This window comes from Yoonia sp. GPGPB17, from assembly GCF_037892195.1.
Taxonomy (GTDB): domain Bacteria; phylum Pseudomonadota; class Alphaproteobacteria; order Rhodobacterales; family Rhodobacteraceae; genus Yoonia.
The window spans coordinates 2,190,475-2,203,217 of sequence record NZ_JATACI010000002.1; the positions used below are offsets into that span (position 1 = coordinate 2,190,475).

The window sequence follows — 12,743 nt, forward strand, 5'->3', positions numbered from 1 at the left end:
CTTTGAGCGAGGGAACATGACCAACTCACTTTCAGGTCGCTTTCTGATCCTCACGGTGATTTTCGTGATGCTGGCCGAGATTTTTATCTTTGTGCCATCGGTCGCGCGATTTCGTGAGGACTATCTGCTGGCCCGGCTGGAACGCGCACAGATCGCATCCTTGGCCCTTGAGGCCGATGATATGATCAGCCCCGCGCTGGAAGTGGAACTGCTGCGGAACGCCGAAGTCTACAATGTGGTGCTGCGGCGTGACGAAATTCGGCAATTGGCGCTGTCGTCGCCGATCCCCTCCCCGATCACCGCCACATACGACCTGCGCAACCCCAGCAGCATGACATTGATCTCAGACGCATTGCGCACGCTGATTGACGGTGAAGACCGGATCATCCGCGTCATCGGCAACCCGGTGCGCGACGGCGGGCTACTGATCGAAGTCACAATGGACGAAATGCCACTGCGCGAGGCGCTTTTGGCCTATGGGCGCAACATCCTGTTCCTGTCGGCCTTTATCTCGGTCATCACGGCCAGCCTGCTGTTCCTTTCCGTGCAGATCCTGCTGGTGCGCCCGATCAAAGGCGTGGTCGAGCATATGCAAGCCTACGCCAAGGCCCCCGAAGATGCCCGGCAGATCATCACGCCGTCGGCTGGGGTCAAAGAACTGCGGGACGCGGAAGAGGCGCTGCAAATGATGCAAACCCAATTGACCGGCGCTCTGAAGCAGAAGGAACGCTTGGCCCAATTGGGCGGCGCGGTCGCGAAGGTGAGCCACGATCTGCGCAACATCCTGACCTCGGCACAGCTGTTCACCGACCGGATTGAGTCATCCGACGATCCTTTGGTTAAGCGCATGGCACCAAAACTGGTAAATTCCATCACCCGCGCCGTGAACCTGTGCGAAACGACCCTCGCCTTCGGTCGCGTCGACGAACCCGCTCCGGCCCTGACCCGGGTGAACCTGTCACAAATCGTCGGCGACGTGATCGATAGCGAGCGGCTTGCCGCCGCCGATTACCCGCTGTCCTTTTCAGAAGACATTCCAGCCTCGATGACCTTGCGTGCCGATGGCGAACAGCTTTTTCGGGTCATTTTCAACCTTGTGCGCAACGCGCGGCAGGCGATCATGGCGACGGGCAAGCCAGGTGAGATCGGCCTGCAAGCAACCGAAGATGATCAGTCTTGGCGGCTAACCATTACGGACACCGGACCTGGCTTGCCACAAAAGGCACAAGAACATCTGTTCCAGCCTTTCCAAGGGGGCGTGCGCAAAGGCGGCTCTGGTCTGGGGCTGGTGATTGCGGCCGACCTGATCCGCGGGCATGGCGGGCGGCTCGAATTGCAACGCACGAACGAAGACGGCACGACCTTCATGATCCAACTGCCCAAAGAGGACCTCGCACTTGCACCTGCGGCAGAATGAGAAAGAATGCGATTTGGGCCTTGCATCATCAGACAAGCAGGTCTAAATCCCCCGATACGCGGATTGGTAGCTCAGCTGGATAGAGTACTTGACTACGAATCAAGGGGTCGGGGGTTCGAATCCTCCCCAGTCCGCCAAAGAATTCATGTCGAACGTCAGACGAAATTGGCTTTTACGTCAAGAACTGACCCAATCACCGCGAACCGGATGCTTGTAGCTCGGTCGCAGACGTCCGGTTCACATCTCGTGCTTCAGACAACTGAGAAATGCAGCGCCGCTAGGGTCTTCCGGTTCTCGCGCACCAACTGCAATCTGGATCGGTATCTTCTTCAGCACATGTTCGCGAACCTTGTAGCCAATTTTCTCGTTCCTTAGATCGACCTCAACACGCAGCCCGGCCTGCTTCAGGGTTTCAGCGACCTCCTCCGCATAGCCGTCTGCGGCCTCGGTTACCGTTGCAACTACGATCTGAACAGGCGCGAGTCACAGGGGTAGATGTCCCGCATGATGCTCGATCAGAATCCCTGCAAACCGTTCGAGCGATCCAAAAAGGGCCCGGTGCAACATGACCGGTGGCAGCTTTTCCCCGGAGGACGCCACATAGGTTGTGCCGAACCGTTCTGGCAGATTAAAGTCTACTTGCAGCGTGCCGCATTGCCAGTCGCGCCCGATTGCGTCGCGCAGGACGTATTCCAGTTTTGGACCATAGAATGCGCCTTCTCCCTCGAAAATCGTGTATTCTAGGCCCGCAGTATCCAGCGCCTTCCTCAAAGAATCCTCTGAGCGATCCCAGCTTTCATCGCCGCCGATGCGGTTCGTCTCGGCCAATTAACTCAACATTTGCCCGTCTGGGAGTGGTGCAGACAAGTCGGAAATAACTCCGTTCACCACTGCCGCAACCGTGCGCTTTGCAAGGCTTTTGCTGATGTCTGATGCAAGGCCTGACGCCGTCGCATTGTCAGAAAGTGTGCGGGTCGCGCCATCTGGCAGACTTACATGGATCATCGTTGTTCTTTCATCTTCGCATTGGTCTCGGATCGACCACAGCGTATCTCCAACAAGCAGACTTGGATCTAGCAATGGCAGATAAGCATTAGTCGTAGCTGCTAAATCACAGAGAGCTGTTTCGCAACTTTTAATGTTACGATACGGTTCAAACTGTGTCGACTACGCGGAACGCGGACGCAGAAACACTAGCAACACCTGCCTTGAAGGAGTCCACCTCATGTCACTCAACTACGTCATGCTTGGCTCGAACGATGTTAACCAGGCGCGTGGCTTCTATGATGCGGTTTTGCCCACGATTGGCGGCAAGTTGACAGCTGAGTGTATGCCTCATGCATTCTGCTACGAAGTGCGAGGAGGCGGGCGCGTTTGGGTTGCAACTCCTTTCAACGAAGAAACTGCGACTTCGGGCAACGGCAATATGGTTGGTCTTGCGTGCGAAACCAAAGAAGAAGTTGATGCCGCGCATAGAATCGCTCTTGCTGAAGGCGGAACCAATGAAGGCGACCCGGGCCCAAGGGCGATGTATGGGCCCGACTTCTACGGTGCCTATGTCCGCGATATAGACGGTAACAAAATGAGCTTTGTTTATCTGGGTGAAGATCAAGGTTAGCGATTTGTTCCTGGTCCAACCTTACTCGGAGGCCAGACCAGGTTCAGCGAGACCTTTACACCGGAACGATTTTTCCCGGCAAAGAGTTTACTGTCATCGTTTGTTCCGGTTGGAAATGGATCACCGAGCGTATGGACGCGCCTGCCTTTAGCAGGTCGAAGGCTGTGTTGATCTGTTCATGATGCATGTGGTGTGTGATGTAGGGGTCCACATCAAAATCACCGCGCAACCATTCGTTCACCATGCCGGGCAGTTGACTGCGGCCTAATACGCCGCCAAACGCCGTTCCCCGCCACACGCGACCTGTCACAAGTTGGAAAGGTCGGGTGGATATTTCCTGGCCCGCGTTAAGCGACGCCGATGACCGTGCATTCCCCCCATCCCTTGTGGCAGGCTTCAAGCGCCGACCGCATAAGTTCCACATTGCCGACGGCTTCGAAGGTATAGTCCAATCCTCCGTTCGTCATCTCGATCAAAACGTCATGGATCGGTGCCGAATGATCTTTGGGATTCACGCATTCGGTAGCCCCGAGCGACTTGGCGAGCGGGAACTTATTCGGGTTCACATCGACCCCGATGATGCGCGATGCGCCCTTTAGAACCGCACCTTGAATGACAGCCATCCCCACAGCACCCAGGCCAAAGACCGCAACCGTCGAGCCAGGTTCGACTTTTGCAGTGTTGCGCACAGCGCCAATGCCCGTCGGCACCGCACAGCCCATTACAGACGCCTTGGACAAGGGCGCTTCCTTGGATATTTTAGCGACCGAGATTTCCGGCAGAACAGTGTATTCGCTGAACGTGCTGGTACCCATATAGTGCAAGATCTGCTTGCCCTTGTATGAGAAACGCGACGTGCCGTCCGGCATAAGACCGGCCCCTTGGGTCGCGCGGATCGTTTGACATAGGTTCGTTTTACCAGATTTGATGTAGGGACAGTCGGGGTCTTCGGGCACATAGAGCGGGATAACGTGATCACCGGGTTTGACTGAGGTCACTCCTTTGCCGATCTCCTCAACCACACCGCAGCCTTCATGTCCCAAAATGCATGGGAACAACCCTTCTGGGTCATCGCCGGACAACGTAAAGACATCCGTGTGACACAGACTCGTGGTGACAATACGAACAAGGACCTCACCGTCTTTCGGCCCTTCCAGATCAATGTCCTCAATCTCCAGGGGCAGGTTGGGTCCCCAAGCGATAGCAGCGCGTGTCTTCATTTTGTTTGTCCTCCCAATGGATCAACGATAAAATCGGAATTGGGTTTGGGCGATGGGGTATTGGATGTGCGATCAAAAAAGACGCATTGCTGGGTAATCCTATGCGTTGAGGCTAAGCGAGAGAAATGCCTCTCGCAACTCCTTAAGTTACAAACAGAATTGAGCTAGGTAGGCCTACATGATGAAACGTAACTCTCGCCTATCTCTTGCATTGCACACGCTATCCCACATGGCCCAAGATACGGGCCGCACCCAGACGTCCTCAGAAATTGCAGACCATGCCGGCACCAACCCCGTCGTTGTCCGGCGCGTTTTAGCAAGTTGCGCAAAGCTGGGCTGCTGACCTCTGAGCGCGGTCATTCAGGGGGCTGGCGGCTAGCGCGGCCATCGGATGAAATTACCCTGGCCGATGTCTATCTCGCGCTTGAAGAGAGGCTGGTCGCATCCCGATCCGACCCTGAACCACATTCATGTCAGGTTGAGCGTCACTTGGAGGTACGAGTGATCCAAATCCTGAATGAAGTCGAAGCTACACTGATAGATCGGCTGTACTGCACAACGATTGCCGAGACCGGTAGCAGTAAACCTCTGCAAGAGAACCTGTAGTGCTGCACAGGATAACTGTACTTCGAAATCTGGACCCAGTCAGGCGAAGCGACATAGAGAGCTTTGCTGCATGATGGACCAACTTCCCATTTGGCAATGGACTGCATCCGACGTCGCTATTGCGACACGACGCGGGCATCAACGGCGGCTCTCGATCGCAGAGCTGCGCCAAATCACCGCCGCATAAGTCGCATAATCTGGCTCAACTATTTTTTTGAAGGACAGAAACGTGGATCGAGCTTCCGGCGCCCTAAAATTCGCGTAAGGGGCTTCCCATGTGGGTCATATCTTCGATGACTTCACATGAATGCTGTCTCGGCAGCCTGTCCGTTGCGTCGATCCAGTCGTTTACAATCGCGGCGCGAGCCGCATCGTCACAAGGGTTGACGCTCCGTATTTCCGTGGTCATCGTTCATCCTAGATCTAAAGCGGGCGAAAGCAAACGGAACTACAAAACGTCGGCGATGTCGCTCCCGACAATTTGCCCGGGTTGTTTGTGAACCAGCGCCCTAATCTCCTGGAACCCTAAGGTAACGATCCTGATCTCGGTTGCCGGACCTTCGCAACCAGGGTCAGTACAAACCGTTTCCCTTACAGAGACGAGGCATTGGGCACCGTGTCCAAGCCGCTCCCGGACCAAGCGCTTGACCCTTTGTGTATGCCAGAAAGACTTGGTCCGTACTTTGAAGGCGATGTCCATTGCTATGCCTCAATCCCGAGCGGCGCATTTTGGTGCTCCGAAGGTTCTGAGATTTCCAAGTCACCGAGCAGAGGCAAGTCCCGTCAGAACGGGTCCTTTTGTGGCACGGCAACCGTCGTAAGCCCAAGTGCGCCCATCCAGCGTGTCACCTTATCAACTGATCTATAACTGCATTCGTTTGCACCGGTTCGCGTTTCGCGTGTCAAGCAGTTTTGGATGGTCCTTAACACTGCATCGGCACCATCAGGGATCGTGTCGGGTTCAACAGCAGCTTTAACAAGTTCTGACGCGCCCGCGCGAACACGATGAAAAAAACCCGACGTCACCTCTCGGGCTTCTGCGCCGCACAAACCGACTGCAACATCAACACTAGCATCTTGTAGCTTCATAAATCCGCCGCCGTTTACGCGTGTATCAGGGTCTTGAATAGCGCAAACTACGCGCGCGATGATCGCATCGGCGCAGGGTGGCGTCTTGCCCCAATGGCAACAGGGTTCAAGGCTCACGTAAAGGGTGGCACCTCTCGCGCTATCGCCTGCCATATCCAGCGCTTTGCGCTCGGCATGGGGGAGGCCGCCGGGATGTGTGGCCGCCTCGGCAATGATCGCGCCATCGCGCACAATCACGCAGCCGACAGGTGGGTTAGGCCAGACATGACCCCGCGCACTCCTAGCCAGGTCCAAGGCGCGGTGCATGAAAAAAGATCAGAGTTCAGTGGGGTTGGGGACATCGCCATAGACTTCCACGGGATCGAAGGTCTTTTGATCTTCAAGAAACTTCAGAGGTTTTCCAGCATCTTCGGCCACTGGGACAGCCCGGTAAAAGCAAGACCGATACCCCACGTGGCACGACGCACCTGATCCGGCCACAGAGACGCGCAACCAGATCGCGTCCTGATCATCGTCGATCCGAGCTTCAACAACCTTTTGGACCAGCCCAGATGTTGCTCCCTTGTGCCAAAGAACCCGCCGCGCGCGGCTGAAGTAATGGGCTTCGCCCATCTCGATGGTCAGCCTGAGGGCTTCTTCGTTCATCCAACCTAACATGAGGACTTCGCCACTGTTTGCGTCTGTCGTTATGCAGGGCAAAAGCCCATCAGCGTCGAACTTCGGCGCGAAGTCGGTACCTTCTTCGACTTGTTCAACGGATTGGCGGGTTTAGAACTCAGCTTTGCTCATGGAGTCGCCTTGTGATTTGTTACTTTATAACATATAGTTCTTCGCGCAGGATCGCTGGATTGTAAAGAGGACGAGCACTTCCATGGACACCATTGATGAGCGTATCCCCGTAACCTTGCTTACTGGGTTTCTCGGCGCGGGGAAAACGACCTTATTGAACCACTTGATCAATGATCCAGAAGCAGGACGGATCGCTGTGATCATGAACGAATTCGGTGCTGCTGGCCTTGACCATGACTTGATCGAAGCCTCCACCGAAGAAACGATCTTGATGCAGTCCGGATGCCTGTGCTGCACGTTCCGGGGCGACATTGCCAAAACGCTTGGCAAGCTCATGGCGCGAAAACAGAATGGTGAGCTTTCGTTTGACCGCATTGTCATTGAGACGACAGGGATCGCGGAACCTGCCCCCATCGTTCATACTCTGGTCGTCGACCAACTCATGCCGCATTACTACCGCATGGACGGGATTGTGACCGTTGCCGATGCGGCAACAGGTGCAAGCACGCTGGAGACACAGGTGGAAGCCGTCAACCAGCTCGCCCTTGCAGATTTGATCGTCGTAACCAAGACGGATTTGGTGTCCGACGCCGATCTTGCGTCCTATGAGGCACAAGTGAACACGATCAACAACTCGGCGCAACGCATCTACGCCAACCATGGGAAGGTACCGACCGGCGCTTTGTTCGGATTGTCGGCTTTACGGGAAGACGTGGCCACGGATGACATCGAAGCTTGGCTTGGCAAGGCGGAAAAACCACAGACGCACGACCACCACGGCGATGACCACCATCATCATGATGGCCAGCATGGACAAGGCCATCACCATCAAGAACACCAGATCAGGTCAGCATCCATCGAAGTGCCTGAGCCAATCCCGGCCAGCGTTTTTGATTTCTGGCTCGACATGCTGATCGCGATCAAAGGTCCTGATCTCTTGCGGATAAAGGGAATTGTGCATGTTGAAGGTATGGATTGGCCCTTCGTGTTTCATGGTGTCCAACATATCTTTGATGCTCCAGTGCCTCTGAAATCCTGGACCGGGAAAGATACGACCAGCCGGGTTGTCGTTATTGCTCGGAACATGAGCCAGGATGATCTCGACGCCAGCCTGAACATGCTTCGTATGAAGCCAAAGGAGGTCGAGACGGCAACCGATGGCATGGTCCTCGAAACCGTTGAGATGCCGTTCTGACAAATGCTGAATCTTTTCAATTCCATGGGCCGCAAGATCGAACCGTTTGTTCCCCATGACCCGGATCACGCCCGCATGTATGTCTGCGGACCAACGGTGTATTCCTACGCGCATATCGGCAACGCACGACCGGCCGTCGTTTTAGACGTTCTGGCGCGGGTGCTGCGAAGGCAGGTGCCAAAGCTCACCTATGCCCGCAATATCACGGATGTGGATGACAAGATCATCGCGGCTGCCGCGTCACGCGCGGTGAGCTGCGATGCCATCTCAGCCGAATTCACAAAAGCCTATCACGAAGACCTCGCCGCACTGGGTGTTGCCCCGCCGGATATCGAGCCGCATGCAACGGCGCATGTCGGGCCGATGATCGAGATGATCGAAGGGCTCATCGCTGAAGGTAAAGCATACGCCGCAGAAGGCCATGTGTTATACCACATTCCCGCTTTCCCGGATTACGGCAAGCTTTCGGGTGCGAACCCGGACGAGATGCTTGCAGGAGCGCGGGTGGAGGTCGCTCCTTGGAAACGCGATCCCCGCGACTTCGTGCTTTGGAAGCCGTCTGATGCCGACCAGCCCGGCTGGGATAGCCCGTGGGGCTTTGGACGCCCCGGCTGGCACATCGAATGTTCTGCCATGATCCGCGCGCATCTGGGCGAGCAGATCGACATTCATGGCGGCGGCATCGATCTGCGTTTCCCCCATCATGAAAACGAGATTGCGCAAGGCACCAAGGCACGGTTTTGGGTCCACAACGGCCATGTGACCGTATCGGGCGCCAAGATGTCCAAATCGCTCGGCAATGTTCTGTTGGTGCGCGATCTTCTCAAGAAAGCTCCGGGCGAGGCGATCCGCTATGCTCTCTTGTCAGCGCAGTATCGCCAGCCGCTTGACTGGACGCCCGAGACCCCAAAGGCGGCGCGCGCGGCGCTTGATCGGCTTTATGGCGCCTTGCGCGACCAACCGGCGGCAGAGCCATCACCGGATGACATGGCCCCGGTGCTGGCCGCGCTTGATGATGACTTGAACACCCCGGCCGCCTTTGCCGCTCTGCATGCGCTTGCTGCGCGAGTGCATGCTGAAGCCGACCCAAGCCGCCGCGCCCAGATCGCCGCAGGGCTGCGCCAGGCAGGCGGTTTCCTTGGTCTCCTGCAGCAGGATCCAATTGCTTGGGCGAAAGCGGGTGCTGGCGAGGTCGATCACATCGAAGCGCTGGTGGCAAACCGTGCTCAAGCACGTGCCGATCGCGATTGGCAACGCGCAGACGACTTGCGTGACCAGTTGCTGGCCCTTGGCGTGGAAGTTGAGGACTCTGGCGGCGAGAGCCGCTGGCGGATGCGCGCATGAGGGGTTTCGTCACCTGGCTTTTGATCCTTCCGACCCGTGGTTACAGGCTCATCCTGTCTCCCTGGCTTGGCCACTCATGCCGATTTCAACCAACCTGCTCTGTCTACGCGATCGAAGCCCTGGAAACCCACGGACCTGTTCGCGGCCTCTGGCTCACGCTTCACCGACTGGCACGCTGCAATCCATGGGGCGGGTCAGGGTTTGATCCTGTGCCACCAGTTGAAACCCCCGGATCAAATGAAGCCAGGTGTTGCATAGCAAAACGCAGTGATCAGTTGCGGCTACAAATCCCCACCGGCCTCGCTGAAGAAACCGGATTCTGCCATAGCGTCAGGTCATTGATGCGCACGGCATGCGTTTCGGCTGCGGCGTCTTCTCAAAGACGAAGGGTCCGAAGTCTGATGAATATTGTGAACCCCAGTCAGAATCAGTCTGCCCGAACAACTTGGACATCTGAAACGCTTACGACACTGACCCAGCCCCCTGAAATCGGGCCACTGGGGTGCTAGTAATCCGTCCAAGCAAAGGATGGACTATGAAACGCAGATTTAGTGATGAGCAGATCATTGGAACGATCAAGGAATACGAGGCCGGGGTGAAGCCATTCAGAGTCACCCCAGACCAGATGCTTGCTACCAAAGCCATAGAGGCACCTCCAAATTTTGAAGTCACTGCACCAAGGTACTTGTGTCAGCGAACCTTCGCTATAATCGAAACCGCAAAAGCGGCAAACGCGATGGCTGCTCCTACAAATCCGAGAGCTGCGAAGCCAACTGAACCGACGACAAGACCACCAATCCCGGCTCCAATGCCTTGGCCAAGATAAATGACGGAGGTGTTCAACGCGAGCGTAAGCGCACTTTGTTCAGGGTCCGCCTGAACCAGCGCCTTTTCAATCGCTGGCGACGGCGCAATGAGCGTGGCAGAGGTTAGGAAAATCACGACTGCGACGAGCGCGATATTGACCCAAGAGCCCTGCGTTCCACTTAGGAACACGACACTCCACGCTCCAAGGACGAGCGCAAAGAGAAGATACATGACGCGCATGTTTGGCAGGAAGGCCCGTCGATCCGCCAGAATGCTGCTGCAAGCGATGAGGCCGCCGATGGACCCAAACCCTATGGCCGATTGCATTGCGCCGATGCCAGCGCCTTCAAGGCCCGTAGATGCTGTTATGATTGGGCCGAGAAAGGCGATAATCGGATAAGCAGCGATGAACGATGTGCCGATCAGGAAGAGCCCCAGCAGTACGACTGGCTTTTTTACGACCGACCAATCAGATTTCGGCGGGGTTTCGTCAGCAGCGCTGTGGGGCACGAGGAGGGCAATCGCAGGGATTACTGCCAACACAACTATGGCCGCAAACACAAAGGTAGAGCGCCACCCAAAGGCACTTCCCACGATTGTACCAAGCGGGACCCCAACGATAAACGCGATAGTGAGCCCGGACAGGATAATGCCAAGAGCTTGCCCCTGGCGCTCTGCGGGGACGAGACTCGCGCCGATGGCTCCGGCCATTGGCATGACACCTGCCGACACGGCGGCCACCAAGACACGCGCTGCAAGAAAGCCTTCAAACGCTGGCAGGAACGCCGTACCCAAATTGACCACCGAAACGCTTACCAATGAAGCGATTAACACTCTCTTGCGCTCAAACCCCGACAGCGCACTTACCACCAAAGGCGACGCGATTGCGCTGGTAATTGCGAACGCGGCAATGAGTTGTCCCGCCGTCGAAACAGACACGCCAAGATCGGTCGCAAGATCTGCAAGCAGACCCGAGAACACGTAGCTTTGCGTGCCGACAACAAATGCCGCGAGCGCAAGGATATAGATTGCAATGGGCATTTCGACAGTCCTATGCAGGTACGGTTTCTGAAATCAGAAGTGCCAGACCACTTCGGAGCTTTTCGACCAACTCCGGGTCCGACAGGCTTTCTGTCGTCTCGTTGAACTTCTCCTGCCACGGGCCGACCGCAAAATGCGCCCGCACATCTCCACCAAGATATGGTGCAGCTTCGACAGCTGTAGCCAGGACCGTGGCACCGCCCCATTGACCGCCCGACGCCGACATGAAAAGAGCGGGCTTGTTCTGCCAGACATTCACGTCGATCCGGGATACCCAATCGAGTGTGTTTTTGAACGCTGCTGTGTAGCTGCCGTTGTGCTCCGCGAATGAAACGATCAGAGCGTCCGCCGTTTCGATCACACTTCGAAACGCATGAGCCGCATCAGGTATCCCATACGCCTCTTCGCGCTCTGGTGAGTAGATTGGCATCTCGAATTTGTTGAGGTCGAGAACATGAACCTCCGCGCCTGTTGCAATCTCTGTAGCCATCACTTGTGAGGCGTGGCGTGCAAGACGGGCATTGATCGAAGTGGTGCTGTTGCTCGCACCGAAAGCAAGAATGAGCATTAATGGCCTCCGAGTTTCAAAGTCTCTTGCTAAATATCTATTGTTGCATCAAAGTTTGATAGAGCACAAAATGAGCATCATATGCTCACAGAAGTGACAGGTTGATTTGGACAATTGGAATGAAATTCGCACGGCGGCACATGTCGCTCGGCTAGGGACGATAAGCGCCGCCTCTGCAGAGCTTGGCGTGCACCGGATCACCGTGACACGGCATATCGATGCCTTGGAAAGCTTGCTGGGGGCCAAGCTGTTTCAGCGACACGCGCGTGGCTTCACCCCAACCGAGTTAGGGCTGGAATTGTTGCGCATTGCCGATGCAACGGACGCACAGTTTGGCGAACTGTATCGGCTGGCGCGAGGTGCTTCAGACAAGATCGACGGCACAGTCGTCATCACAGCTCTCGATGTCCTGATCCCCTTCATTCTGCCAATGATTGCTCAGGTCCAAAACGAGCATCCCGGCCTGAACGTGAACCTTGTCAGCAGCGACCGGGTGCTAAAACTGGAGTATGGGGAGGCTGCATTGGCTTTTCGGATTGGAGCCAAGCCAGATCATCCAGACAACGTCGTCATTCCGGCGCTCACAATTGACATGGGGCTCTACGCGTCACCGCAGTACATCGAGATTCATGGGCGGCCGCACCATCAAGATACGTTCAAAGCACATCGTTTCGTCGGTCCGGACGACACCGCGCCCCGCCCCCTCTACTTTGATTGGCTCGAAGCCCATGTTCCAAGCAACTGTATTCACCTCCGCTGCAACAATGTGGTCAGTACATTCGAAGCCGCCAAAGCTGGCCTTGGGATAGGGTTCTTACCAAAACATACCGCTGAGGCGCTTGGCTGTGTTCAAATCATGGAACCAGAGCCACTGTGGCAGGAAACCGTCTGGGCCGTGACGCATATGGATCTACACCGCAGCTCCAAGGTTCAGGCAGTCTTGAGTGCTGTTCGATCCTAATGACGAGGCTAAATATATGACATAAATGAGCATATACTGCTCATTTGACGACCTACTCATCATACAGTCGACATATCATTTTCAGAGT

General features: G+C 55.9%; 10 protein-coding genes, 1 tRNA gene and 4 pseudogenes. 8 read left to right on the forward strand and 7 right to left on the reverse strand.

The annotated features are described in order from the left end of the window. Positions 1–16: 16 nt before the first annotated feature. Both QTO30_RS11770 and QTO30_RS11775 read left to right on the forward strand, forming a co-directional pair. Positions 17–1,417, forward strand: a complete 1,401-nt coding sequence (locus QTO30_RS11770; protein WP_340424309.1) for a sensor histidine kinase — start codon at positions 17–19, stop codon at positions 1,415–1,417. A gap of 60 nt (positions 1,418–1,477) precedes the next feature. Then, positions 1,478–1,554 (forward strand) — tRNA-Arg (locus tag QTO30_RS11775). Between the two features lie 145 nt (positions 1,555–1,699). Here QTO30_RS11775 and QTO30_RS11780 read toward each other — a convergent pair. Next, positions 1,700–2,230, reverse strand: a pseudogene (locus QTO30_RS11780) (His/Gly/Thr/Pro-type tRNA ligase C-terminal domain-containing protein); the annotation flags it as partial. A 15-nt stretch (positions 2,231–2,245) separates the two neighbouring features. Next, a complete protein-coding gene (locus QTO30_RS22090) occupies positions 2,246–2,422 on the reverse strand; it encodes a TGS domain-containing protein (RefSeq protein WP_445327145.1) in 177 nt (58 codons plus the stop codon). Positions 2,423–2,642: 220 nt separating this feature from the next. Here QTO30_RS22090 and QTO30_RS11785 point away from each other — a divergent pair, with 220 nt between their 5' ends. Beyond that, a complete protein-coding gene (locus QTO30_RS11785; protein WP_340424310.1) occupies positions 2,643–3,035 on the forward strand; it encodes a VOC family protein in 393 nt (130 codons plus the stop codon). Positions 3,036–3,090: 55 nt separating this feature from the next. Here QTO30_RS11785 and QTO30_RS11790 read toward each other — a convergent pair. Continuing rightward, positions 3,091–4,255: pseudogene (locus tag QTO30_RS11790) on the reverse strand (S-(hydroxymethyl)glutathione dehydrogenase/class III alcohol dehydrogenase). A gap of 181 nt (positions 4,256–4,436) precedes the next feature. Here QTO30_RS11790 and QTO30_RS11795 point away from each other — a divergent pair. Beyond that, a pseudogene (locus QTO30_RS11795) lies at positions 4,437–4,861 on the forward strand (RrF2 family transcriptional regulator). 783 nt (positions 4,862–5,644) lie between these two features. On the opposite strand, the gene ribD reads toward QTO30_RS11795, so the two are convergent. Continuing rightward, positions 5,645–6,256 (reverse strand): bifunctional diaminohydroxyphosphoribosylaminopyrimidine deaminase/5-amino-6-(5-phosphoribosylamino)uracil reductase RibD, encoded by a 612-nt coding sequence (ribD, locus tag QTO30_RS11800; RefSeq protein ID WP_340424311.1) that lies wholly within the window; start codon positions 6,254–6,256, stop codon positions 5,645–5,647. A gap of 9 nt (positions 6,257–6,265) precedes the next feature. After that, positions 6,266–6,697, reverse strand: a pseudogene (hisI, locus tag QTO30_RS11805) (phosphoribosyl-AMP cyclohydrolase); the annotation flags it as partial. 124 nt (positions 6,698–6,821) lie between these two features. Here hisI and QTO30_RS11810 point away from each other — a divergent pair. The 3 genes from QTO30_RS11810 to yidD are packed head-to-tail and all read left to right on the forward strand — an operon-like array spanning position 6,822 to position 9,787. Then, a complete protein-coding gene (locus QTO30_RS11810; protein ID WP_340424312.1) occupies positions 6,822–7,934 on the forward strand; it encodes a CobW family GTP-binding protein in 1,113 nt (370 codons plus the stop codon). Positions 7,935–7,937: 3 nt separating this feature from the next. Then, positions 7,938–9,278: a cysteine--tRNA ligase gene (gene cysS / locus QTO30_RS11815; protein ID WP_340424313.1), complete on the forward strand. Its 1,341-nt coding sequence runs from the start codon at positions 7,938–7,940 to the stop codon at positions 9,276–9,278. Further along, positions 9,275–9,787: a membrane protein insertion efficiency factor YidD gene (gene yidD, locus QTO30_RS22095; protein WP_445327146.1), complete on the forward strand. Its 513-nt coding sequence runs from the start codon at positions 9,275–9,277 to the stop codon at positions 9,785–9,787. The genes cysS and yidD overlap by 4 nt, the downstream gene beginning before the upstream one ends. A 181-nt stretch (positions 9,788–9,968) precedes the next feature. On the opposite strand, the gene QTO30_RS11825 is transcribed toward yidD, so the two are convergent. Continuing rightward, on the reverse strand, positions 9,969–11,126 hold the full coding sequence (locus tag QTO30_RS11825; protein WP_340424314.1) for an MFS transporter: 1,158 nt from the start codon (positions 11,124–11,126) through the stop codon (positions 9,969–9,971). A 10-nt stretch (positions 11,127–11,136) separates the two neighbouring features. Continuing rightward, positions 11,137–11,694, reverse strand: a complete 558-nt coding sequence (locus tag QTO30_RS11830) for an NADPH-dependent FMN reductase (RefSeq protein WP_340424315.1) — start codon at positions 11,692–11,694, stop codon at positions 11,137–11,139. A 106-nt stretch (positions 11,695–11,800) separates the two neighbouring features. Here QTO30_RS11830 and QTO30_RS11835 point away from each other — a divergent pair, with 106 nt between their 5' ends. Further along, positions 11,801–12,655, forward strand: coding sequence for a LysR family transcriptional regulator (locus QTO30_RS11835; protein ID WP_340424316.1), 855 nt, complete (start codon positions 11,801–11,803; stop codon positions 12,653–12,655). Positions 12,656–12,743 lie beyond the last annotated feature (88 nt).

Bases quoted from the DNA above. Each gene is read 5' to 3' on its own strand.
- QTO30_RS11770 (WP_340424309.1), top strand. From the start codon at position 17: ATGACCAACTCACTTTCAGGTCGCTTTCTGATCCTCACGGTGATTTTC.
- QTO30_RS22090 (WP_445327145.1), bottom strand. From the start codon at position 2,422: ATGATCCATGTAAGTCTGCCAGATGGCGCGACCCGCACACTTTCTGAC.
- QTO30_RS11785 (WP_340424310.1), top strand. From the start codon at position 2,643: ATGTCACTCAACTACGTCATGCTTGGCTCGAACGATGTTAACCAGGCG.
- ribD (WP_340424311.1), bottom strand. From the start codon at position 6,256: ATGCACCGCGCCTTGGACCTGGCTAGGAGTGCGCGGGGTCATGTCTGG.
- QTO30_RS11810 (WP_340424312.1), top strand. From the start codon at position 6,822: ATGGACACCATTGATGAGCGTATCCCCGTAACCTTGCTTACTGGGTTT.
- cysS (WP_340424313.1), top strand. From the start codon at position 7,938: ATGCTGAATCTTTTCAATTCCATGGGCCGCAAGATCGAACCGTTTGTT.
- yidD (WP_445327146.1), top strand. From the start codon at position 9,275: ATGAGGGGTTTCGTCACCTGGCTTTTGATCCTTCCGACCCGTGGTTAC.
- QTO30_RS11825 (WP_340424314.1), bottom strand. From the start codon at position 11,126: ATGCCCATTGCAATCTATATCCTTGCGCTCGCGGCATTTGTTGTCGGC.
- QTO30_RS11830 (WP_340424315.1), bottom strand. From the start codon at position 11,694: ATGCTCATTCTTGCTTTCGGTGCGAGCAACAGCACCACTTCGATCAAT.